At 58.8% G+C, this 22353-nt stretch carries 23 protein-coding genes; 12 read left to right on the top strand and 11 right to left on the bottom strand.

Translation table 11 applies throughout. The features are described from left to right. The first annotated feature begins 1 nt into the window (after position 1). Positions 2-880: a sulfate ABC transporter permease subunit CysW gene (gene cysW / locus FPY71_RS02900; protein ID WP_149297454.1), complete on the top strand. Its 879-nt coding sequence runs from the start codon at positions 2-4 to the stop codon at positions 878-880. Continuing rightward, complete coding sequence (locus FPY71_RS02905; protein ID WP_149297456.1) at positions 877-1890, top strand: sulfate/molybdate ABC transporter ATP-binding protein; 1014 nt, start codon at positions 877-879, stop codon at positions 1888-1890. Before cysW ends, FPY71_RS02905 begins: the two co-directional genes overlap by 4 nt. On the opposite strand, the gene FPY71_RS02910 is transcribed toward FPY71_RS02905, so the two are convergent. Next, positions 1877-2686: a VOC family protein gene (locus FPY71_RS02910; RefSeq protein WP_149297458.1), complete on the bottom strand. Its 810-nt coding sequence runs from the start codon at positions 2684-2686 to the stop codon at positions 1877-1879. The two genes, FPY71_RS02905 and FPY71_RS02910, sit on opposite strands and share 14 nt — an antisense overlap. A gap of 84 nt (positions 2687-2770) precedes the next feature. Beyond that, a complete protein-coding gene (locus FPY71_RS02915; RefSeq protein WP_149297460.1) occupies positions 2771-3703 on the bottom strand; it encodes a LysR family transcriptional regulator in 933 nt (310 codons plus the stop codon). A gap of 107 nt (positions 3704-3810) precedes the next feature. On the opposite strand from FPY71_RS02915, the gene FPY71_RS02920 reads away from it, so the two are divergent. Further along, positions 3811-4212 (top strand): DoxX family protein, encoded by a 402-nt coding sequence (locus FPY71_RS02920; RefSeq protein ID WP_149297462.1) that lies wholly within the window; start codon positions 3811-3813, stop codon positions 4210-4212. Here FPY71_RS02920 and FPY71_RS02925 read toward each other — a convergent pair. After that, the gene (locus FPY71_RS02925; RefSeq protein WP_149297464.1) at positions 4193-4903 is read right to left on the bottom strand and encodes an HAD family hydrolase; all 711 of its coding nucleotides are present in this window, start codon (positions 4901-4903) and stop codon (positions 4193-4195) included. The two genes, FPY71_RS02920 and FPY71_RS02925, sit on opposite strands and share 20 nt — an antisense overlap. A gap of 108 nt (positions 4904-5011) precedes the next feature. Between FPY71_RS02925 and FPY71_RS18640 the strand changes: the two genes are divergently transcribed. Further along, a complete protein-coding gene (locus FPY71_RS18640; RefSeq protein WP_149297466.1) occupies positions 5012-5416 on the top strand; it encodes an antitoxin Xre-like helix-turn-helix domain-containing protein in 405 nt (134 codons plus the stop codon). Continuing rightward, positions 5413-6093 carry an RES family NAD+ phosphorylase gene (locus FPY71_RS02935; protein WP_149297468.1) on the top strand — a complete coding sequence of 227 codons (681 nt, stop codon included), beginning with the start codon at positions 5413-5415 and terminating at the stop codon, positions 6091-6093. The genes FPY71_RS18640 and FPY71_RS02935 overlap by 4 nt, the downstream gene beginning before the upstream one ends. A 1-nt stretch (position 6094) precedes the next feature. On the opposite strand, the gene FPY71_RS02940 is transcribed toward FPY71_RS02935, so the two are convergent. Beyond that, the gene (locus tag FPY71_RS02940) at positions 6095-6667 is read right to left on the bottom strand and encodes a Spy/CpxP family protein refolding chaperone (RefSeq protein ID WP_149297470.1); all 573 of its coding nucleotides are present in this window, start codon (positions 6665-6667) and stop codon (positions 6095-6097) included. A gap of 234 nt (positions 6668-6901) precedes the next feature. On the opposite strand from FPY71_RS02940, the gene FPY71_RS02945 reads away from it, so the two are divergent. Next, positions 6902-7633, top strand: a complete 732-nt coding sequence (locus FPY71_RS02945) for a response regulator transcription factor (RefSeq protein ID WP_149297472.1) — start codon at positions 6902-6904, stop codon at positions 7631-7633. Further along, a complete protein-coding gene (locus FPY71_RS02950; RefSeq protein ID WP_149297474.1) occupies positions 7630-8889 on the top strand; it encodes an ATP-binding protein in 1260 nt (419 codons plus the stop codon). Before FPY71_RS02945 ends, FPY71_RS02950 begins: the two co-directional genes overlap by 4 nt. On the opposite strand, the gene FPY71_RS02955 is transcribed toward FPY71_RS02950, so the two are convergent. From FPY71_RS02955 to FPY71_RS02965, 3 genes are all read right to left on the bottom strand, one after another. Next, the gene (locus tag FPY71_RS02955) at positions 8863-10539 is read right to left on the bottom strand and encodes an ABC transporter permease (protein WP_188052183.1); all 1677 of its coding nucleotides are present in this window, start codon (positions 10537-10539) and stop codon (positions 8863-8865) included. The genes FPY71_RS02950 and FPY71_RS02955 overlap by 27 nt on opposite strands. Before the next feature lie 213 nt (positions 10540-10752). Further along, complete coding sequence (locus FPY71_RS02960) at positions 10753-11778, bottom strand: Fe(3+) ABC transporter substrate-binding protein (protein WP_149297476.1); 1026 nt, start codon at positions 11776-11778, stop codon at positions 10753-10755. Between the two features lie 107 nt (positions 11779-11885). Next, positions 11886-12941, bottom strand: a complete 1056-nt coding sequence (locus FPY71_RS02965; protein WP_149297477.1) for an ABC transporter ATP-binding protein — start codon at positions 12939-12941, stop codon at positions 11886-11888. A gap of 202 nt (positions 12942-13143) precedes the next feature. On the opposite strand from FPY71_RS02965, the gene FPY71_RS02970 reads away from it, so the two are divergent. The 4 genes from FPY71_RS02970 to nadC are packed head-to-tail and all read left to right on the top strand — an operon-like array spanning position 13144 to position 17499. Beyond that, positions 13144-14043: an NUDIX hydrolase gene (locus tag FPY71_RS02970; RefSeq protein ID WP_246160107.1), complete on the top strand. Its 900-nt coding sequence runs from the start codon at positions 13144-13146 to the stop codon at positions 14041-14043. 57 nt (positions 14044-14100) lie between these two features. Further along, entirely contained in the window at positions 14101-15090 is a 990-nt protein-coding gene (nadA, locus tag FPY71_RS02975; RefSeq protein WP_149297481.1) for a quinolinate synthase NadA, read from the top strand. After that, positions 15087-16601: an L-aspartate oxidase gene (locus FPY71_RS02980; RefSeq protein WP_149297483.1), complete on the top strand. Its 1515-nt coding sequence runs from the start codon at positions 15087-15089 to the stop codon at positions 16599-16601. The genes nadA and FPY71_RS02980 overlap by 4 nt, the downstream gene beginning before the upstream one ends. A 31-nt stretch (positions 16602-16632) precedes the next feature. Next, the gene (gene nadC, locus FPY71_RS02985; RefSeq protein ID WP_246160108.1) at positions 16633-17499 is read left to right on the top strand and encodes a carboxylating nicotinate-nucleotide diphosphorylase; all 867 of its coding nucleotides are present in this window, start codon (positions 16633-16635) and stop codon (positions 17497-17499) included. Positions 17500-17508: 9 nt separating this feature from the next. On the opposite strand, the gene tdh is transcribed toward nadC, so the two are convergent. The 4 genes from tdh to FPY71_RS03005 all read right to left on the bottom strand — a co-directional run bounded on the left by tdh (position 17509) and on the right by FPY71_RS03005 (position 21584). Then, on the bottom strand, positions 17509-18540 hold the full coding sequence (gene tdh / locus FPY71_RS02990) for an L-threonine 3-dehydrogenase (RefSeq protein WP_149297485.1): 1032 nt from the start codon (positions 18538-18540) through the stop codon (positions 17509-17511). 22 nt (positions 18541-18562) lie between these two features. Then, positions 18563-19765 carry a glycine C-acetyltransferase gene (locus FPY71_RS02995; protein ID WP_149297487.1) on the bottom strand — a complete coding sequence of 401 codons (1203 nt, stop codon included), beginning with the start codon at positions 19763-19765 and terminating at the stop codon, positions 18563-18565. Positions 19766-19835: 70 nt separating this feature from the next. Continuing rightward, positions 19836-20405 (bottom strand): helix-turn-helix domain-containing protein, encoded by a 570-nt coding sequence (locus tag FPY71_RS03000; protein ID WP_149297489.1) that lies wholly within the window; start codon positions 20403-20405, stop codon positions 19836-19838. 87 nt (positions 20406-20492) lie between these two features. Further along, positions 20493-21584, bottom strand: a complete 1092-nt coding sequence (locus FPY71_RS03005) for a siderophore-interacting protein (protein ID WP_149297491.1) — start codon at positions 21582-21584, stop codon at positions 20493-20495. Positions 21585-21808: 224 nt separating this feature from the next. Between FPY71_RS03005 and FPY71_RS03010 the strand changes: the two genes are divergently transcribed. Next, positions 21809-22315: an NUDIX hydrolase gene (locus FPY71_RS03010; RefSeq protein ID WP_149297493.1), complete on the top strand. Its 507-nt coding sequence runs from the start codon at positions 21809-21811 to the stop codon at positions 22313-22315. Positions 22316-22353 lie beyond the last annotated feature (38 nt).

Below are 22353 nucleotides of genomic sequence, written 5' to 3' on the forward strand. Positions count from 1 at the left end.
CATGGCGGAGCATCGTTTGCCACGCATTGGTGAAGGGCCGGTTCTGCGCAGGGTTATCATAACCGCGGTTCTGCTTGCGGCGCTGGTGTTGCTGGTTCTGCCGCTGGCGGTGATTTTCACGCAGGCTTTTTCGCTGGGCGTCGGCTATTTTGCAAAAACCATCGCCGAGCCGGACACGCTGCATGCCATTCTGCTGACCGGATTGACGGCGCTGATTGCCGTGCCGATCAACACGCTGTTTGGCATAGCCGCGGCATGGGCGGTCACCAAATTCGAGTTTCCGGGCCGCCGGGCACTGATTGTGTTGATTGAAATTCCGTTTTCGATTTCGCCAATAGTTGCAGGTATTTCATACCTGTTCGTGTTTGGCCTGCAGGGTCTGTTCGGTGCCATGTTGATGGATTCCGGCATAAAGGTGTTGTTTGCCCTGCCGGGGATTGTGCTGGCCTCGATGTTTGTGACCGCGCCTTTTGTTGCGCGGGAACTGATACCGCTGATGCAGGCGCAGGGGCGTGACCTGGAAGAGGCGGCGGTGTCGCTTGGGGCAAGCGGCTTTCGCACATTCATGCGGGTTACGCTGCCCAATATTCGCTGGGCACTGCTCTATGGCGTGGTGCTGTGCAATGCGCGGGTCATGGGCGAATTTGGCGCGGTTTCGGTGGTTTCCGGCAATATTCGTGGCCAGACCAACACGCTGCCACTGCATATCGAACTGCTCTACCATGACTACAACACTGTCGGGGCCTTTGCCGCCGCATCAATTCTAACGGTGCTGGCATTGGTGACACTGCTGATCAAAGTGCTTCTGGAGGCCCGTGGTGCCGGGCGCATCAACCGCAAAATGGAAAGCGCGTTTGCTCCTAAAGGATTGGCCAAATGAAGATTCGCCTTGAAAATGTAACCAAGACCTTTCGGACCTTTCGCGCAGTGCACGGTGTTTCGCTGGAAATTGCCAGTGGCAGCCTGGTTGCATTGCTGGGCCCTTCCGGATCCGGAAAAACCACCATTCTGCGCATGGTTGCCGGTCTGGAATTTCCAGATGATGGCCGCATCATCTTTGATGATGTGGATGCAACGCAGATCCCGATCCAGAAGCGCGGGGTTGGCTTTGTGTTTCAGCATTACGCGCTGTTTCCCCATATGAGCGTGGCGGAAAACGTTGCTTTTGGCATGCAGCGGCGCAAAGACAAGGCGGATGTTGCGCGCAGGGTGGGCGAGTTGCTGGAACTGGTGCGCCTGAGCGGACTGGGCGATCGTTTCCCCAACCAGATTTCCGGCGGGCAAAGGCAGCGTGTGGCGCTGGCTCGCGCTTTGGCGGTGGAACCGCGTGTTCTGTTGCTGGACGAGCCTTTTGGCGCGCTGGATGCGGCGGTTCGCCGTGATCTGCGGCGGTGGCTGCGGGAAATTCACGACGAACTGGGCATAACCACGCTGTTTGTAACGCATGATCAGGAAGAAGCTCTGGACCTTGCGGATGAAGTGGTGATTTTGAACGAAGGACATATTGTGCAGCGTGGCACGCCGGAAGCGGTGACGCGGCGTCCGGCTTCGTCTTTTGTCATGGAGTTTCTGGGCGATTCCAACCGGCTGTCAGTGGATGTTGTGAATGGACAGGCGCGAATTGGTGACCTGACTTTGCCAGCCAGCGGCGTGGCAGATGGCCCGGGAGAACTGTTCGTACGACCAAGGGACGTAGACTGGTCTAATGCGCCGGGCGGTCTGACCGTTACGGTGCGCAGGGTTCTGGACCGGCCGGATAGCCGACGCCTGATTGCGCAGACGAAAGGTGGCGAAGATCTGGAATTTGATGTCCGGCCCGGCATCGAAGTGCGGGCCGGAGACACGGGCTACATTGCATTTCGCAATGGGCAGGTGTTTACGAAGGGGTGACAAACCTCAGTGGGGTGCCCCACGGGTCGGTCAGCTCGGCGGCTTTTGCGCCGTCCCTCTTGTCCAGCACTTCAAACCATAGCAGGCCGGTGCGGTCCTGTCTGGGGCCGGAACCGCCGCTGTGCCAGACATTGGTGCCAATATGGTGGTGGTACCCGCCGGTGGACAGAAAATGCGCGCCGGGATAGGTGGTGGCCAATTCAAAACCGGCATCCCCCAAATAGAATTTATCGCTTTCCGCCAGATCGCCAACGCGCAGGTGAATATGGCCTATGACCGTATCTTCCGGCGCGCCTTCCCAATCAGGCGCAGACAGGTCCACCTCGTTCAACAGCCCGTTCATGTCCAGCCGTTTGGTGGCCATTTCCACCTGCCCATTCACCCAGTTCCATTCAGCTGCGGGGCGGTCCGCGTAAATTTCCACGCCATTGCCTTCCGGGTCGGTCAGGTAAAATGCCTCGCTGACAATGTGGTCAGAAGCACCCTCAATCGCTGTCTGGCGGCGAATGCCAACTTCCGCCGCCCATTCTGCAAGGTCGCGGCGATCGGGCAGCAGAAATGCGGTGTGAAACAGTCCGGCCTCGCGTGGGTCATCCGGCTTGGCATTGGGGCGCGCCACCAGCTCCAGAAGTGGCACATTGCCGGCTCCCAGCAATATGCCCTCATCGCCTTTGCCCAGATCTGCAAGGCCGACAATGTTGCGGTAGAAAGCTGCAACCAGATCCGGCTCGCGCACTGCAAGTGCGACCTTGCCTATGCTGAGAGGCGCTTCAGACGAGTGTTCAACTGGGGGCATGGCTAAAATCCTTCGTGTAAGACGGTTGTCCTATAGGTGGCGCTTTATTATTCGTGTGAACAGATGCAGAAATATTATAAAGCTTCACACCAGGGGTGTGGGTAAGTGACGGTCCCACGGAGGAGCAGACCCCCAGCACTCGACCAGATAATTGATCATGCTGCGAATTTTGGCTGATGGATGCCGGGTGTCTGGCCACACAGCATAGACACCGGAAAGCTGCGCTGGCTTTGCCTCCAGCTCAATCACCTGCAAGTGCCCGGACCTTATGGCGTCGCCGACGATGAAAGTCGGCTCATACACAATGCCAAGTCCCTGCACAGCCGCTGTGGTAACAGCATCGCCGCTGCTGGCGCGAAAATTGCCCGAGATACGAACCGGCACTTCGCCATCCTGCCCAAAAAACCATTCGCCGGAGCCGAGGGTGGAAGAGAGGGTGTAGCCAAGGCAATTGTGCTCTGACAAATCACTGATCCGGCGTGGAGTGCCAAATTCTGCCAGATAAGCGGGTGCGGCACACAATAGAAGGTGGCAGGGCGCCAGTTTTCTGGCCTTCAGGCTGGACTCCTTCAACCGGCCAATGCGCACGGCCATGTCAAAGCCTTCATCCATGATATCCACCAGCCGATCATTCAGGTCCAGATCCAGCGTCACCTGAGAATTCTGGCGCAGATAGTGCGGCATCAGGCCGGTCAACTCGCGCAGACCAAAAGACAATGGCGCGCTCATGCGCAAAGTGCCGCGCGGTTCCACCCGGTCAGAGGCGGCCATTGCCTCCGCCTCTCGCACCTCTTCAAGAATTCGCTCGCAGGCTTCGCCAAAGCGCAACCCCGCCTCCGTTGGCGTAACGCGCTGGGTGGTGCGGCGCAAAAGCTGTGCGCCTATGCGTTCTTCCAGTGCCGCGATGTGTTTGGTGACCATGGTTTGTGAAAGACGCAAAGAGCGGCCAGCCGCAGAAAAGCTGCCCGTGGCCAAAACTTTGACGAACACTTCCATGCTGCGCAATTGATCCGGCACCGTCGCCTCCATCTCATGGTGTGAGCGTATATGCAGAAATTGCATGTTTTCAAACAGAATGACAGGGAGGATGTTGGCAGCAGTTCGAAATTTTGGAGATTTTCGTCATGATTGATCAACGCACGGCGCCTTATGCGGCCACGATTTTGCGGGTTTCACTCGGCATTTTGTTTCTGGCGCATGCAGGGCTGAAATTGTTTTTTTTCACGCCCGCTGGCACAGCCCAGTTTTTTGGCAGCCTGGGTCTTCCGGGCTTTCTGGCTTATATCGTCATTGCGGTTGAGCTGATCGGCGGCATTGCGCTGATACTGGGCTATCATGCGCGCGTTGCTGCGCTGGCCCTGATACCGATCCTGCTGGGCGCTGTGGTCACCGTGCATGGCCCGGCGGGCTTTTTCTTCACCAATCCGGGCGGTGGCTGGGAATTTCTGGCCCTGTGGATTGCCGGGCTGGCCGCTGTTGCGCTGTTGGGTGAGGGCGCTTACGCCGTTACCAGACGCGGTTTGTAACCTCGTCAATCAACCCCTGCAGATCCGTTACCGTTATGTCGGTATGGCCGTTTAACGCATCGCGGGCGGCAGGGGTGCGGGCAATGCCAATGGCATGCGCACCTGCGGCGCGCGCCGCGTCCATATCATGGGTGGAATCCCCGATCAGGGCAATCTGCTCTGGTTTGACACCCAGAAAATCGGCAAAGGCCAGCACCATTCCGGGTGCTGGCTTGGCACCATAGCCGCTGTCATAGCCAGCAACAAAGCTGAACTGTTCTTCCACCCCCAACGCGCGCAGATGCGCTCTGGCGGTGGATTCCGCGTCATTGGTCGCCATGCCGATTTGATACCCGGCCTTTGCCAATGTTGCGATTGCGGGCGCAACATCATCATAGCCCTTGAGCGACAAGAGACTGGCGCTGCGATACAGCGCGTTGATGCGCATTTCAAAATCCGTATCAAACGGACAAGCGAGAAGGTCTGCCCAGACGGGCGCGTAGTCTGCCGTATCGCCTGCAATAATGGGGGAGCCGGGAAGGAACTGCATGGTGTTGAGGTTGAGCCCACATGCCGCCGCCATGGCTTCAAACAATTTTGTTTGGCCGGCTGAAAGTTCTTCCAGAACAGCATGGGTTGCCGGTGCCCACGTGGCATCAAAGTCCAGCAATGTGCCGTCCTTGTCAAAGAGGATTCCCTTGAGACCCGCCATTGCATTACCCCTGCGCAACCTGTCACCCTCGCATTGCAGCAAGCCACGCTTGCGTCAAGTATGTATCATATGATATGAAAATTTGTATCAGAAACATGGAGGTCAGCAATGACTCCCAAAACATTGCCGGTTTTGAACCCCGGCCCGGTGCAAAGTGATACCACTGCCACTGCCGTGAAGGCGGTTGTGCGGGCCTGTGCTCATTGGAAACTGACCAATGCGCAGGCCGCGGCCTTGTTCGATGTGCCGATTGCCACATGGAACCGGATGAAGGCGGGAAGCTTTGCCGGCCGTCTGGACCGCGACAAGCTGACCCGTGCGAGCCTGATTGTCGGAATGTTCAAGGCGCTTCGGCTGTTGTTCAACCGGCATATGGTGACGGACTGGCCGACAGCGCCCAACACCGGCCCACTGTTTGCGGGGAAAAGCCCGGTGGATTTCATGATTTCGGGCGGCATTCCTGCAATGCTGCGCACCCGGCATTATCTGGATGGCCTGCGTGGTGGCCTATGATTGCAGTGACGCAATTTCATGATCCGGCAACCGTGCGTCTGATCGCAACTGCCTATATTGACGAGCCTGCCTTGGCCCCATTGGTCGACAGTGAGGCGGAGCTGGCCATTCTTGAAAAGCTTGAGGGGCTGACCTCGGCTCGCATTGGCCACCAGGCGCATCCGGTGGATGTTGACCCCGCCGAGCTTTTGAACGCGACCTACGGCTATGGCTTCACCTTCATCAACGCTGCTTTCTGCCATGCCCGCCCGCCGGGCAATCGCTTCAATGATGAGCATCGGGGTTGCTGGTATGCGGGAATTGGGCCGCTGGCAGCAAGCGTGGCAGAGGCTGAGGTGGGTTTTCACATTGCCCGTGCGCTTCGCGAGGCGGGGGCGAGTGATGAGTTTGTCTGCTATCGGCAACTGCTTGCCGGGTTCACCTGCCAGTTCCACGATGTGCGCGGCATGGCCGGTTTGACCTGCCTGCACCCCGAGCCGGCAATTGCCTATCCTGCAGGGCAGGCGCTGGCGCGCAAAATCCGGGCAGAGGGTGGCAATGGTGTTCTGTATCCATCTGCCCGCCTTGAGGGTGGCGAGTGTGTGGCGGCATTTCGCCCTGCCTTGGTGCAGAATGTGCGGCAGGGCGAAAAGGTTGGTTTTGAATGGAATGGTCAGGCGTTAGAAAAAGTTTGCTGACTTAGCCCCGGCCATGATGCCGGCCATGTTTGCCGCCCGGACGCGGCAGCTCACGGATCAGTCTTTCTGCCGTTTCTGTCTGTTCCGGTGTCAATTGCGCGGCCAAAGTTGTGATAGCGCCCTGCAGCTCTTGCGCTGCCTGACCTTGCTGAACGCGCCGTTCCAGCATGCGCTCTACCCGCTGGAAAGAGCGCGAGGTTGCCAGGCCATCGGCCGAAGTATCGGCTGATTCAGGGGCGCTTTCACCCGTGCGGGCAGGGCCTGGACGTCCGGCCTCAACATAGGCAATCACGGCTGATGTCAGCCCGCGCCAAGCATCCTGTTGCTCCGGTGTGATGCCAAGCGCCAGTTCAGCAGCGGCCAGTCGGGTTGATACCGCCCAAAGTCCGGACTGGCCACCCTGCTGGTGCCCCCGCATCTTTTCGCGGTTGCCTTTCCAGTTATGCTGGCCGTCAGCCTGCGCCTGAGCATGCGGCGGGGTGGGTTTGGGGCCAGCGGCTTGTGCAAATGCAACTCCGGGCAGGATCATTCCGACTGCAAGTGTTGCGGCAACGAGTCTGGAAGAGGGTTTCATCTGTCTTGCTCCGTTATGTCGTGTGGTTGGTATGGAGCCAGCATACGAACACCCTGCGGTTAAACCATGCCCATGAAATGTCGTTATGTTTCAAAATGTGGCTGGACAGAATGGCAGAACGCCGCAAAACCGGCGATCCTGCATTCGGGCGGAAACTATTCGCAACAAAAAACTGCGGCATCGCGGCGGCGGAATGGTCTACAACAAGCAAGCAAGGCAAGGAGTTGGCGCATAATGCAGGGGCGCACGAAAGTTCTGGTGGTGGATGACGATCTGGAGATCCGCCGACTGCTGGGGCGATATCTGGACGGGCAGGGGTTCTTTACAACGCTGGCAGGCACGCGCCGCGAAGCGACCGACAAGGTGGCGGAAGGCGATGTTGATCTTGTTGTGCTGGATGTGATGCTGCCCGATGGATCTGGCCTGGAATTGTGCCGGGAGCTGAAAGACAAGACACCGGAACTGGCCATCATTCTGCTGACTGCGCTGAAAGAGGATGTGGACCGCATTATCGGCCTGGAACTGGGCGCCGACGATTATCTGGGCAAACCGTTCAACCCGCGCGAACTGGCGGCACGGATCAAGGCGGTGTTGCGCCGGGGTGGTGAGCGCAGTGCCGGGCAGGAGGTGCCGCAGGCAACGCGCTATCACTTTGGTGGGTTTACCGCCGAACGTCTGGCCCGCACCGTACGGGATGCCGCGGGCGGAGACGTGGAACTGACGGGTGCGGAATTTGATCTGCTGCTGATTTTTCTGGAACGGCCGGGGCGTGTTCTCTCGCGAGACAGGCTGCTGGACCTGCTTCATGGCCGCACAGCCGACCCGCTGGATCGAACGATTGATGTGACCATGAGCCGCCTCCGCCGCAAATTCGGTGATGGAGGGGTGTTCCGCCTGTTCAAGACCGTCCGCAATGGCGGCTATCAATTTGCCATGCCGGTCGACAGGGAGGACGCTGTTCAGTGAACTCCATCCGCTCGCGCATTACGGCATTGCTGGTGGTGGCCATAGTTGGCGTGGTGGTGCTGGCGGCTTTTGTAAGCTGGCACATTCTGGACCGGCCGGATCGGTTCAGCTTTGCCAACAGCTTTGCCGAAGAAGTGCGCATTGTCGCCAGTGTGTTGCGCGATGATCCGGCGGCGGCGTCACGCTATTCCATTGCCGTTGGCCCGATGTCCGAGGCGCAGGATGGTGAGCTTTCGCGGCAGGCCCATGGCATCCAGCGCATTCTGGCGCGGCAGGGGCTGGAAATTCCGGTGGTGATCTTGCAGGACGCGCAGGCAACCCGGCGTCTGGCATTTGAATATTCGCCCGGAAGCTGGGCCTTTCTTGCCTATCCCGGCCCGCCACCTTCTGCCTGGGGGCCGCTGAGTTTTTATCTTTCCATCGTGGTGTTGGGCGCTTTGGCGATATCGTTGTTTGCGGCCACGCGAATGACCCGGCCATTGCGCATGCTGGATGATGCGGTGTCATCCATTGGCCCGGATGGCCGCCTGCCGCATGTGGAAGAGCGCGGCCCGGTGGAGGTTATGGCAACTGCCCGGGCTTTGAACCGCCTGTCGGACCGCCTGCGGGACGCCATGGAAAGCCGCATTCGCCTGGTTGCGGCAGCGGGGCATGATCTGCGCACACCAATGACGCGAATGCGCCTGCGGGCAGAGTTTTTGCCGGAGGAAGAGCGGCAGGTCTGGCTGAATGATCTGGAAGAACTGGACATGATTGCCGACAGCGCCATACGGCTGGTGCGTGAGGAAGTTGCCGGGCCGGAAGGGCGCGAGCCGGTGGACGCCGGACTGCTGTTGAACGACATTGCGGTGGAACTAATGGAAATTGGCCGATCGGTGCAGGTGGAGGCATTGCTGCCCGAGGTGGCGGTAAATGCCCGCCCGCTGGCGTTGAAGCGCGCTTTGCGCAATCTGATAGACAATGCCGCATTGCACGGGGGCGGTGCGCAATTGGCGCTCGCCACCAGCAACGGTCAGGCGGTCATATCCATTTTCGACAATGGGCCTGGCATTCCCGAAGAATTGCTTGGCCGGGTGTTCGAGCCATTTTTTCGGGTTGATCCGGCGCGGCGCAAGTTTTACCCCGGCGCCGGGCTGGGGCTGGCCATTGCTCTTGAAATTATCGAGCAGGAAGGCGGCACCCTGAAAATCGCCAATCGCGATGAAGGCGGGCTGGTGCAGGTGGTGCGTTTACCGATCGCTGCGCCCGATGCGTGACAGGATGGCCACAGGCAGCATTCCCACCAGCACAATCAACAGCGCGGCAATAGACGCATCTTCATAAGTGCCGCGCGCAGCTTCGCCATAAAGGTGGGTTGCCAGGGTCTCGAAATTCAGCGGCCGCAACAACAGCGTGGCCGGAAGTTCCTTCATGCAATCAACAAATATCAGAATGGCCGCTGCGGCAATGGCGGTGCGTGAAAGCGGAATGTGGATTGTGCCCAGCATGCGCATGGGGGATGCGCCAAGTGTGCGTGCTGCCCCATCCAGCGAAGTGGGAATGCGGGAAAAGCCACTTTCAATGCCGCCGGTGGAAATAGCCATGAAGCGCAGCGAATAGGCCAGAACCAGCGCCGTGCCAGATCCTAGAAGCAGCAGACCGAAAGTGCCCCCGGTGGCCGCGTGCCAGACCGTGTCGAAGCCACGGTCAAACAAGGTAACGGGATAAAGAATGCCGATGGCCAGCACAGTGCCCGGTACGGCATAGCCCACGAGGGCAATGCGGGTGAAGGATTGCGTGAGGCGGCTGGAAATCAGCCGGGCGGCGAAAGCGACAATCAGTCCGCACAAGAGTGCCAGCGCTGTGCCAGCCGCAGAAATAACCACCGTGTTGATGGTTTCGCGGATAATGGCCGGGGAAATGCCGATGAACTCGATGCGCCGCCAGGCTGAACTGACAAGGTAGAGTGCCGGAAACACAAAGCCGAATGTAACCGGAACGGAAACGGCGAGGAGTGCCAGCAGGCCGCGGCCAAGCGGCAGCTTCAGCGGCTGCAGACGGCGCGGCCGCTGCGCTGACAGAGCATAGTTCTGCCGCCTGCGCGCCCAGCGCTCCAGCGCAACCAGCAGCACAACCAGAACAAGCAGAGACAGGGCAATTTGCGACGCGCCGGCAAGATCGGTGCGGTTGACCCATTGAGAATAGATGGAAACCGTCAGCGTGCGAATGCCCAGAAACTCTGAAGCGCCGATGTCGTTCAGCGTTTCCATGAGGGCAAGGCTGATGCCAACGGCAATGGCAGGGCGGGCCAGCGGCAGGGCAACTCGGCGAAATGCACCAAAGTAGGAGCAGCCGAGCGTGCGGGAAATTTCAATCAGATTGGCCGCCTGCGTCATGAACATGGCGCGGGTGGTGATGTAGACATAAGGATACAGCACCAGCGACATGACCAGAATGCAGCCGCTCATTGAACGAATGTCGGGCAGCCGGAAATCGCGTGGGCTGTCATAACCCAGAACAGTGCGAATGACGCCCTGAAACAGGCCGACAGGGTGCAATATGTCCAGATAGGCATAAGCGACGATGTAGGTGGGAACCGCCAATGGCAGCAGCAACGCCCACTCCATATGGCGGCGCAACGGAAAATCGTAAGCCGTAACCAGCCACGCGGCGCCGCAGCCGATCAGCCCGGTCAGCGTGCCGACACCGCCCAGCAGCAGCAGCGTGTTCCATGTGGCGCGTGGCAGAACATTGGCCATGAGATGCGGCCAGACATTATCAGGACCGCTGGCAGCCAGCCATGCCAAAGCGGCAATTGGCATCAGAGCAAAGAGTGCAATGGCGGCCGCCGCCATTCGCCATCCGGCAAGAGAAAAATGACGCACGGGATGCGCCAATGGTTCTGCGGTCGGTTGCGGCAGGCTCATGCATTATGTCCCGGTCAGCAAATGGCAAGGCGGTGCACCCCATCATTTGCCTGCTTCACAGTGTTCACTCGCTTTAACCGGATTTGCGCTCTGGCAAAATCCAATAAAAGCATTTCGTCAGAAGTAGAGCGTTTCAGGATCACCTGAAACGCTCCGGGTCTGTTCCATCGCATGTCTAGCCGTTGAAACGGTAATGTTTCAACGAGAAATGCTTCAGTCGTCGAAGCCGACTTTTTCAGCCAATGCGCTGGCTTCAGCGCGGTGGCTGGCAATTTCGCTCAGCGACTTGTTGTCGACCTTCAACTCGCCAAACTCGGCGATGATCGGGTCCGCAGCAACACCCGGAAGAACCGGATATTCATAGTTTGCTTCTGCGTAGATTTTCTGTGCGTCTTCCGAAGCCAGATACTCCAGGAATGCAACCGCCTCATCCTTGTTCGGCGCGTTCTTGGCAACGGCCGCACCGGAGATGTTCACCTGCGTGCCGCCATTTTCAAATGTTGGCAGAACAACGTTGACTGCCTTGATCCACTCTTCCTGCTCCGGGCCGCCCTTGCCGCTGACCATCAGGCCAACATAGTAGGAGTTGGCGATACCGATTTCGCAGATGCCACCCAGAATGTCGCGGGCAACGTCACGGTCACCGCCGCCAGCCTTGCGGGCCAGATTGTCCTTGACGCCCTTCAGCCACTCTTCCGTTGCCTCAACACCGTGGTGCGCTGCATAAGATGCGAAAAGAGCAGTGTTGTAAGGGTGCTGGCCTGAACGAATGCAAACCTTGCCCTTCCATTCAGGATTGGCCAGATCTTCATAATTGAAGCTCGTCAGGTCCAGGTCCTTGGATGCATAAAGCACGCGAGCACGTGAGGAGAGCGCAAACCAGTTGCCGTCCGGATCGCGCAGTTCGGCAGGAATATTGTTCAGAGTTTCTGATTCAACTGGCTGGGTCAGGCCCTTTTCCACCAGATCGATCAGGTTGCCGAAATCCACGGTCATGAGAATGTCGGCTGGCGAGCTTGCACCTTCGGTGGCAACACGCTCGGCAAGACCATCCTTCAGGAAGATCGTGTTGACCTTTGTGCCACTTGTGGCTTCAAAAGATTCAATCAGAGGTTGGATCAGTCCGGGCTCACGCGTTGTGTACAGATTCAGCTCAGCAGCGAATGCACTTCCACAACCAGCCAGCAGAACCGCGCTGCATGCCAGTGTCTGGCTTAGCTTTGATCCAAGTTTCGTCATTTTACCTATCTCCAATCGCATACGGCCCCCGGCCGCAAGACCTGCGGATAAAGACAATATATGAAGGTGACAGTCAACTTTGTATTTTGCCACTCACGCGGCTTTTATCAATTTATAGGAAATACAAATGCGCCCTGATTATTGATGTCGAGGCGAATAAAACTACCGATGCCAAACTGCTCGCTTGCCTGACTTCGAATGGTTACAATATCGGGGTGGCCTTCAACCTTGAGTGCAAGTTGTTCAACATCGCCGCAAAATTGCCGGTGAACAATCTGTGCCTGGCCAGAGCGTCCCTGCGGATTGGGCTGCAAAGCGCCGGGGCGGATGAGCACCAACATCTCGTCGCCCTCTCTGGCGCTGTCTCCTGCGGGCACCAGACCAAACGGCGTCGGCACATGGCCGCTGCGGCAAACGCCACGCATTTCGTTGAAATCGCTGAAAAATCTTGCAACAAACGGGTCTTGCGGCTGATTGTACAACTGACGCCCGGTGCCGGTCTGCACAATTCTGCCCTCGCGCATCAGTGCCACCCGGTCGGCAAACATCAAAGCTTCCTGCGGGTCATGCGTCACCAGAATTGTGGTGGTGCCAAGCTGGCGCAACAGGCCGATTGTTTCTGCCCGAACGGTTTCCCGCAGGCGGCTGTCCAGGTTGGAAAAGGGTTCGTCCATCAGCAGAATGCCGGGCCCGGGCGCAATGGCGCGCGCCAAAGCCACGCGTTGCTGCTCTCCGCCGGAAAGCATGTGCGGATAACGCGTGGCAAAATGGCCGATATCCAGCCGGGCCAATGTTTCCTCAACCTTCTGCCGTATGGCGGCGCGTGGGCGACCACGCAGCCCGAAAGCCACATTTTGCGCCACTGTCATATGGGGAAACAAAGCATAGTCCTGAAACATCAGCCCAACGCCGCGCTGTTCAGGCTCCACAAAGGCTGATGGTCCGGCAACAACCCGCTCGCCCAGCTGGATCACGCCAGCATCCGGTGTGTCCACCCCGGCAATGAGCCGCAACAGAGTTGATTTTCCGCAGCCCGATTGGCCGACCAGGCACAAGAGTTCACCCGCGGCCAGATCCAGACCGATATTGCTGAGAATCTGCTGACTGCCAATTTTACGCGAAAGGTTGCGAATCTCCAGCGGAAGCGCCTGCACGTTTGTCATCTGGATCAAGAAACTCCGCCGCAAAGTTGACCATTTAACTACACAATTTCATCGGCAGAGTTCAAGAGCCGGAGCATTGACCTGTCCGTGATGCGGAACCGTCTGATCTTTGCACCTTTGCGCGGCTTGGAGTATCAGCACATGAGCGCAAAGTTTTCGGTGTTTTGAAATTGCCAGACCGGTTTTATCTGAAAGTGTCACAGTGACTGCCAATGCCGTCCATGCCGATCTGCTAGCCGTTCTGGCCGCCGTCGATTGCGGGCAACCGCTCGTTCTGACCACGGGCGGTGGAAAGACCCTGCCATCCGGTCCGTTTGAGGTGAAGCACCGTTCATTGCAACTCGGGTTGAGAACCTGGGTCGAACAGCAGACCCACCATCCGCTGGGCTATCTTGAGCAACTTTACACCTTTGCCGACCTGGATCGCGGTGTTGAAGATGGGCGGGTCATTTCCATCAGCTATCTGGGCCTGACGCGGCGCAGTGAGCGGGCGATGGATAGCGGCACCGGCTGGATAGACTGGTACAGGTACTTTCCGTGGGAAGACTACCGGGCAGGGACCCCGGCCTGCGTGACGCGTACGCTGGCGCCGGCGCTGGAAAAAAATGCCAGCAAGGATTTGCGGCAAAGGGCAGCAAGAGCCTTTGGTCTGGATGGCCATGGCTGGAATGAAGAGTTTGTGCTGCAGCGCTATGAACTTTTGTATGAGGCTGGGCTGGTGGCAGAAGCGCTGCGGGATAAGGGCTCTGCCGAGGCTGCCCACCCGGACACCGGCTTTGCGATGCATGGCGACCACCGGCGAATACTGGCGACCGGTGTGGCAAGGTTGCGTGCCAAAATCAAATACCGCCCTGTGGTCTTTGAGTTGATGCCGCCGGCCTTCACGCTTCTGCAGTTGCAGCGCAGCGTGGAGGCCCTGTCCGGACGCCTTGCGCACAAGCAGAATTTTCGCAGGCTCATCGAACAGCAGGAACTGGTGGAAGAAACCGGCCAGATGGCAAGCGATACCGGCGGGCGGCCTGCCAAGTTGTTTCACTTTCGCCGGGAGATTGTGGACGAGCGAGCATTCGCCGGAACAAAAATGCCTCTTGTGAGGGCTTGACAATGCTTATGCTCATAGTAAGCATATAGGCAAGATATACTCAATGTGAGCATTATTATGTCTGCTATCGCATCTGCCGTCGTACTGGATCGCACCGCCCATCTCTACGACCGGGTCAGCCGGGTTGTTCCGGCCATGGAATGGCCTTCCATGGCGGATGACGTGGACGCCATCATGCGTCTCAAGCGAGAGAAGAACGCCATCATTCTGGCGCACAACTATCAATCGCCGGAAATTTTCCACTGTGTGGCGGATGTGGTGGGCGACAGTCTGGCATTGGCGCGCCGGGCAATTGATGTCGAGGCAGATATTATTGTGCTGGCCGGCGTGCACTTCATGGCTGAAACGGCAAAACTGCTGAACCCGCAAAAAACGGTGCTGATCCCTGATATGGGGGCAGGCTGTTCGCTGGCAGACAGCATTACGCCGGCGGACATCCGCCTGCTTCGCCAGCGCTATCCCGGCTTGCCGGTCATCACCTACGTCAACACCTCGGCGGCAGTGAAGGCGGAATCGGACATTTGCTGCACGTCGGGCAATGCGCGTCGCATTGTCGAGTCCATGGGGCTGCCGCGCGTGATCATGCTGCCAGACGAGTATTTGGCGCAGAACATCGCCAAGGAAACCGATGTGGAAATCATCACCTGGGCCGGGCATTGCGAGGTGCATGAGCAATTCACCCCGGGGGATATTGCCGAGCTGCGTGCCAGCCACCCCGGTATTGTGGTGCTGGCGCATCCGGAATGCCCGCCGGAAGTGGTGGATGCGGCCGATTTTTCCGGCTCGACGGCCATGTTGTCGGACTATGTCGAGGACAACAAGCCGCCGCGCGTCGTGCTTTTGACCGAGTGTTCAATGAGCGACAATGTTGCCGTGCATCACCCGGAGGTGGACTTTATCCGCCCCTGCAACCTTTGCCCGCACATGAAGCGGATTACGCTTGGCAATATTCGCCATGCGCTGGAAACGGGTCAGCATGAGGTTGTAATCGACCCTGCCGTGGCAGACCGCGCTCGCCTGGCAGTGGAGCGGATGCTGGAAATATGACAGCCTCGCTCACCGGGCAGCCCGTCATTGTCGGGGCAGGCCTTGCTGGCATGCTCACAGCGTTGAGCCTCGACCAACCTTGTGTTCTCTTGTCACAGGAAGGGGCAGGCACGGTTTCTTCCAGCGTGCTGGCGCAGGGTGGGGTGGCGGTTGCCATCGGCGCGGATGACTCGCTGGCAAGCCACCTTGCCGACACTCTGGCCGCGGGTGACGGGCTCTGCAACCGCCACATGGCAGAGGCGATTCTGGCTCAGGGCCCTGCCGCATTGCAACGTCTGATTCGGCTGGGCGTGGTTTTTGATACAGACGCCGCAGGCGGTCTGTTGCTGGGGCTGGAGGCCGCACACCAGCACAAGCGCATTGTGCATGCCAGGGGCGATGGCACCGGCGCAGAAATTGTGCGCGCTCTGGCCGCTGCAGTGCGCGCCACGCCGCGCATCAATGTGCTGGAAGGCTGGACGGCGCGGCGTCTGCTTTTGAATGGCGGGCGCGTGGCGGGTGTGCTGGCGGCAACGCCCGAAGGTGCGAATGTACTGCGAACCGAAAAAGTCGTGCTGGCCTGTGGCGGGCTTGGCAGTTTGTTTGCCGCGTCAACCAACCCCCAGGGCAGCATCGGCGGCGGCCTGGCGCTGGCAGCGCGCGCCGGCGCGGTGATTGCCGATCCGGAAATGGTGCAGTTTCACCCGACTGCCTTGGACATCGCGGCTTTCCCGCTGCCTTTGGTCAGCGAGGCGGTTCGCGGTGAGGGGGCGGTGCTTGTCAACGATGCAGGTGAACGCTTCATGGCCGACATTGCGGGGCAGGAGCTTGCGCCACGTGATGTTGTGGCGCGGCATATTCACGAGCAGATCCTGCAAGGGCGTGGGGTTTTCCTGGACGCACGGCAGGTACTGGGCGAACATTTTTCCAGACGCTTTCCCGCCATTGCCGCCCGCTGCACGAGCGTGGGGCTTGACCCGTCACGGGACTTGATTCCAGTGCGGCCCGCCGCGCATTACCACATGGGCGGGGTCGCGGTTGATCTTCACGGGCGCAGCAGCGTCTCCGGGCTTTGGGCGGTGGGCGAGGTGGCATCGACCGGTCTGCATGGCGCCAACCGGCTGGCCAGCAATTCGTTGCTGGAAGCGGCTGTGCTGGCTCCTATGGTGGCGGGTGATGTGGCGGCAGCGGTTCACCAAGGGCTGGATTGCGCGGACGCAGAGCCTTTGCCAGTGGAAAAATGCCTTGTGGCTGTGCGTTCAATTCTGACGCGTGAGGCCGGGCTTTCCCGCACCGAAACCGGATTGTCCAACGCGTTGCGCGCGCTGGAGCCTCTGGTGGCCAGTTCAGATGCTGCCCTGACGGGGCTGTTGCTGGTTGCCGGTGCTTTGGAGCGCAGGGAAAGCCGGGGTGCACATTGGCGTGCGGATTATCCGATGCCGGGTGAGGCGCGGCGCACCTTCCTGACAATGCAGGATGCCATTTCCATTGCCGGCCGTTCAAACCAGCCAGCCATGCAGATGACCGCCTGATTTTTTCAGACTTCTCCAGAAAGTGTTGACCATGACTTTGCCTGAAACTCTGATGCCCTTGCCCGATCTGTTGCTTGAGCCGATAGCTCGCACATCGCTTCTGGAAGATTTGGGGCGGGCGGGTGACATCACCACCAATGCAATCATTCCGGCAGACCACAGTTCCACCTTTGTCATGGCTGCACGGCAGGATGGCACCATAGCCGGGCTGGACCTGGTGCGACTGGCGTTTCATCTGGTGGACCCACGCATTCAGATGCAAATGCTGTGCAGCGATGGCCGCGCTGTGAAAGCCGGAGAGGTGATTGCCAGCCTGCAAGGCCCAACCAGAGGGCTGTTGACAGGCGAGCGCACGGCACTGAACCTTTTGTGCCGCCTTTCGGGTATTGCCACTGCAACTGCAGGTTTGGTGCAGGCGGTCGCGGGGCATAAAGCGCGCATTGTCTGCACCAGAAAAACCACACCGGGTCTGCGGGCAATTGAAAAATATGCTGTGCGCGCGGGCGGGGGTGGCAATCACCGCTTTGGGCTGGACGATGCCGTGCTGATCAAAGACAACCACATTGCCATAGCCGGCAGTGTGAGCGAGGCTTTGGCCCGCGCCCGCGCCAATGTCGGGCACATGGTGATGATTGAGGTGGAGGTGGACACGCTGGATCAGTTGCGGGAGGCGCTGGATTTTGGTGTGCATGCAGTTTTGCTGGACAATATGACACCCGACCAACTGCGTGAGGCGGTGGCAATGGTGGCAGGGCGGGCAATCACCGAGGCGTCCGGCCGCATCACGCCTCAGACGGCGCCAGCCATAGCCGCCGCCGGTGTTGATTTGATTTCATGCGGCTGGCTGACCCATTCTGCGCCGATACTGGATATCGGCTTCGACTATCCGGACAGCTAGTCCGTCAGGCTAGATCCTGCTCCAGTCCAGCACGATTTTGCCGGACTGGCCGCCCAGCATGGTTTCGAACGCATTTTGATAGTCCGCAGCGTCCATTCGATGGGTGATGACCTTGCGCACATCCAGCCCGCTTTGCAGCATGGCCAGCATTTTGTGCCAGGTCTCAAACATTTCCCGTCCGTAAATGCCCTTCAATGTCAGCATTTTAAACACCAGCTTGGTCCAGTCCACTGGCGTTGGCTGAGCAGGAATGCCCAGCATCGCCACCTTACCGCCCATGACAAGCTGGTCCACCATCTGGTTGAAGGCGGCAGGAGCGCCGCTCATTTCCAGCCCGACATCAAAACCCTCTTTCAGGCCAAGACGGGCTTTGACTGCTTCAAGATCATCCTGCGCCACGTTAACCGGCACCACATCCGCGACCTGGCCGGCCAGTGCCAGCCGCTGCGGGTTAATGTCGGTGATAACAACATGGCGCGCACCGACATGGCGCGCCACTGCCGCCGCCATAATGCCAATCGGCCCCGCACCGGTGATCAGCACGTCCTCGCCCACCAGATCAAATGACAGGGCCGTGTGAACCGCATTGCCGAGCGGGTCCAGAATTGCACCCATTTCGTCGTCAATGTCATCTGGCAATGGCACGACGTTGAAGGCTGGAAGCGCCAGATATTCGGCAAAGGCACCGGGTATGTTGACGCCAATGCCGCGTGTTTCCGGGTCAAGGTGGAAACGGCCACCGCGCGCCGCGCGGCTTTTCATGCCGATGACATGACCTTCGCCCGAAACGCGCTGGCCGATGGAAAGGCCGCGAACGGAAGAGCCGATCTCGACAATTTCGCCGGCATATTCATGGCCGACAACCATGGGCACCGGCACAGTGCGACTGGCCCAGTCATCCCAGGCGAATATATGAATGTCGGTGCCGCAGATGCCGGTTTTTTTGACTTTGATCAGCACGTCTTCCGCGCCGATCTGCGGCACAGGCTGGTCTTCCAGCCACAGGCCGGGCTGTGCATGGGCTTTGACAAGAGCTTTCATCGGACAGGTCTTTCGAAAAAAATCAGATAACGCCAACCGCTTTGCCAGCGTCTTTGAAGGCTGAAACCGCAAAATCAATATCGTCGTCCGTCAGCGCCGCCGACAATTGCGTGCGAATACGCGCTTTGCCCTTTGGCACCACCGGGAAGAAGAAGCCGGCAACATAAACCCCGCGTTCGTCCAGCGCCGCAGCCATGTCCTGCGCGCGCCGGGCCTCATGCAACATCACCGGAATGATCGGAGTTGTGCCTTGCAACAGCTCAAAACCCGCGTCCTGCAATCCGGCGCGAAACCGCTTTGTGTGCGATTGCAGGGTTTGCCGCCGGTCATCTGCCGCTTCGGCGATTTCCAGTGCCTTGAGCGAACCAGCGGCAACCGCTGGCGCCAGACTGTTCGAAAACAGATAAGGCCGAGCCCGCTGGCGCAGCAGGTCAATAACCGGTTGTGCCGCAGCAACAAAACCACCCATGGCCCCACCAAGGCTTTTGCCAAGTGTGCCGGTGATGATGTCCACCTTCTGGTCAACGCCTGTCAGACTGGGGGTGCCTTTGCCCTTGTCACCCAGATGGCCGGTGGCATGGCAGTCATCCACAAGCACCAATGCGCCGTAACGTTCGGCCAGCGCACAGATGGATGGCAGGTCGGCGACATAGCCATCCATGGAAAACACGCCATCGGTGACAATCAGCTTGAAACGGGCGCCGGCTGTGTCGGCTTCCTTCAACCGGTCTTCCAACTCATTCATGTCGCCATTGGTGTAGCGATACCGCGCCGCCTTGCACAGGCGCACGCCATCAATGATCGAGGCGTGGTTGAGAGAGTCGGAAATGATTGCGTCTTCCGCACCGAGCAATGGCTCGAACACGCCGCCATTGGCATCAAAACACGCCGCAAACAAAATGGCGTCGTCTTTGCCGAGATAGCGGGCAATCGCCTGCTCCAACTGCCGGTGCAGGGTTTGCGCGCCACAGATGAAGCGGACAGACGCCATGCCGAAGCCGAACTCGTCCAGGCCTCGTTTTGCCTCGGCAACAATGTCCGGATGGTTGGCAAGGCCAAGATAATTGTTGGCGCAGAGATTGATTGCCTCACGCCCGCCATCCTGCGTGGCAATGCGTATGCGCCCGCCCTGTGGCCCGGCTATCAGGCGTTCCCGCTTGTACAGGCCGTCTGCCTCAATCTCTGCCAGAGTGTTTTCCAGATGCCGGATAAAGCTTGTCGCCACAACGCAACCTCACGTTTCCAATATGCTGGAAAATACAGTATAATGGAAATTCGTCAAGTCAGGTTCTTGCTTAGCGGTAGTGGAGCACCATTAATCCGCGCGCGACTTTGGTGGATCTGTTCGTGATCCGATGCGGAACATCCGCACGATATCGCGCGGTTTCGCCGGCGTTGATCGTGCAGCTCTGGTCGCCGCTGACAATCTCGAAACCGTCGCTTAAAGCGGTAAAATGTTCAAAAGCACCCGGTGCATGTGGCGCGCTGTCCAGCTCGCTGCCCGGTTCCATTTCCAGCTCATACCATTCAGTCACACCCACAAGTTGCGGCGGGCCTAAAATCCTCATGCGGCATGCACCATCGGCGCTTTTGATTTCGGGCGTTTGAAACGCGGTGACAACTTCAATCGCGCTATCATCCGCCGGGGCGGCACGTCCGCCCACCAGATCAGAGAAATCGATTTTCAGTGCGCGGGTCAGGCTCCACAGAACCGCAAACGTCGGATTTGCCGCCCCGCGCTCAATCTGGGACAGCATGGATTTGGAAACCCCGGACAAAGCTGCCAGTTGCTCCAGCGACAATCGTCTGGCCTTGCGTTCCCGTTGAATGATCGGGCCAATCTGCGGCGTATTGGTGTGGCTCATTGCCGGCCGTGATCCTTGAACTTTGGCCACGGCACCATGTGCATGCGTGGCTGACAGTCCGGTCATAACCAATATTCAAACCAATGGCTATTCTGCGTCGCGGCTGCCGCGGCGTGCCTCATCTCCGGCAATGCCCCGCCGCCAATACGCCACCGCCATGTGACGGCTGCGGTCCAGCTTCAGCTCTTTGCGCAGGTAAGACCGTATCGCGCGGAAATCTTCAAACTCGCAACCAACCCAGACAAAGCTATCCTCAGGCAGTCCGCCCGCTGTAAAATCCTTGACCGCAGCGGCCAGCATGCCGGTCGTGCCAGCCGCTGCACCGTTGCGGTGCAGCCACCGCAGGTCCAGTTGCCCGCGGCAGAAGATCTGCTGTTCATCCGCTGCGCCGTCCACCTCGATAAAAGCTGTTACGGCAGCATCTGGCGCGGCATTTTCAACAATACGCGCAATGGCAGGCAGCGCGGTTTCATCACCTGCCAGAATGATGCGTTGCGCCTGCGGAAACGAACCGCCGCCCGGGCCGCTCATACCAACCAGATCGCCAGTGCGCGCGGTTTGTGCAAAATACGCTCCAGGCGTCTCACTGCCGGGATGCAGCACCATATCGACGTCCACAGTGCCCGCTTGCGCATCAACCGAGCGCAACGTGTAGACCCGCAAAACAAGCTGGTCTTCGCCCTGCGGCCAGACCGGGCAACCGTCTTCTCCCATATGCGGCCAGACTGGCGTGCGCCCCTGCGGCGGAAATACCAGACGCATGTGGAGGCCACCCGTGGCGTATCGCGCCAGATCTTCCCCGGCGAGAGTCACCCGCTGCATATGGGGCGTGATGCTGCGTGACGTGACAACCCGCATCACTCTGAAAAATGGCGGAAGCACTCCGACAGCGCCGTCGCCGGCCCAGCGGATGTCAGGGGATGATTGCGTGGCGACCATGCGCAAATGCGTGCTGATCCCCATTTTGACATAGGCAAGGCCAGTTTCGTCCGGTGCCTGCGCCACCATTTTCAGACTTGTTGGCGTCGCTTCCAGATGCGCCTCGCCAAAACTCACGACAATGCGTGCCATGTCACGACCATAATCAACCGTTGCGTGCTCGATATATCGGTCGCACAGTTTTCTGAGAACATCGGCCGGTTCGACAAGCTCTACCGTGGATTCGGCGCGCAGAAGCATGGCGCTCTCCCTGAAATCAATGATCAGGGATAGCTATTAAACTGGAGTGAATGAGTCAAGTTATCGTCGCTTGCAATTTTCGCCTCAGGAATTTTTCTTCAGAACAACCTGTGGGCTTCTGTTGTTATAAGGTGAGTTGGTGTTCTCTGCATATGAAACACCTGTAAGGTTCGCATACGTGCCCGGTGCAATGATTTCAGGAAGGAACCAGCCTCATAACGGATATGCCAGCTCTGAAAAAGCACAAGGATGTCAAGTATCAGGTCGCTTCAATGCCATTGCGCATCAATGCCGACGGCCATCTGCAGGTGCTGCTTGTCACCTCCCGCGAGACGCGGCGCTGGGTGCTGCCCAAAGGCAACCTCATGAAGGGCAAGACCCCCAGCCGGGCAGCCGCTATCGAGGCGCTGGAAGAGGCGGGCGTTACCGGAAAAATCTCCAAGACACCCTATGATAGTTTTCAATATTGGAAGCGCGGGCGAAAGGCCTTTGCCTTTGCCGTGGTGGAGGTGTTCGTGCTGATTGTTACCGGGCGGCGCGCAAGCTGGAAAGAAAAGAAGCAGCGGCGACAGGTATGGGTCACCCCGACTCAGGCATCGGTCATGGTTCTCGAGCCCGGTTTGCAATCTATTTTATACCGCCTGGCTGACGATGAGGATATTGAACAGGTTGTCCGGGATCATGCCAGCAAGGAGCAGGCAAGGACGGCAATTGCCGCGGAGGGCGCGTAGAGCATTTCCTTCTTTCGCCAACACCCTATTTCCTGTGT

The organism is Aureimonas fodinaquatilis, from assembly GCF_008369445.1.
Lineage (GTDB): Bacteria > Pseudomonadota > Alphaproteobacteria > Rhizobiales > Rhizobiaceae > Aureimonas > Aureimonas fodinaquatilis.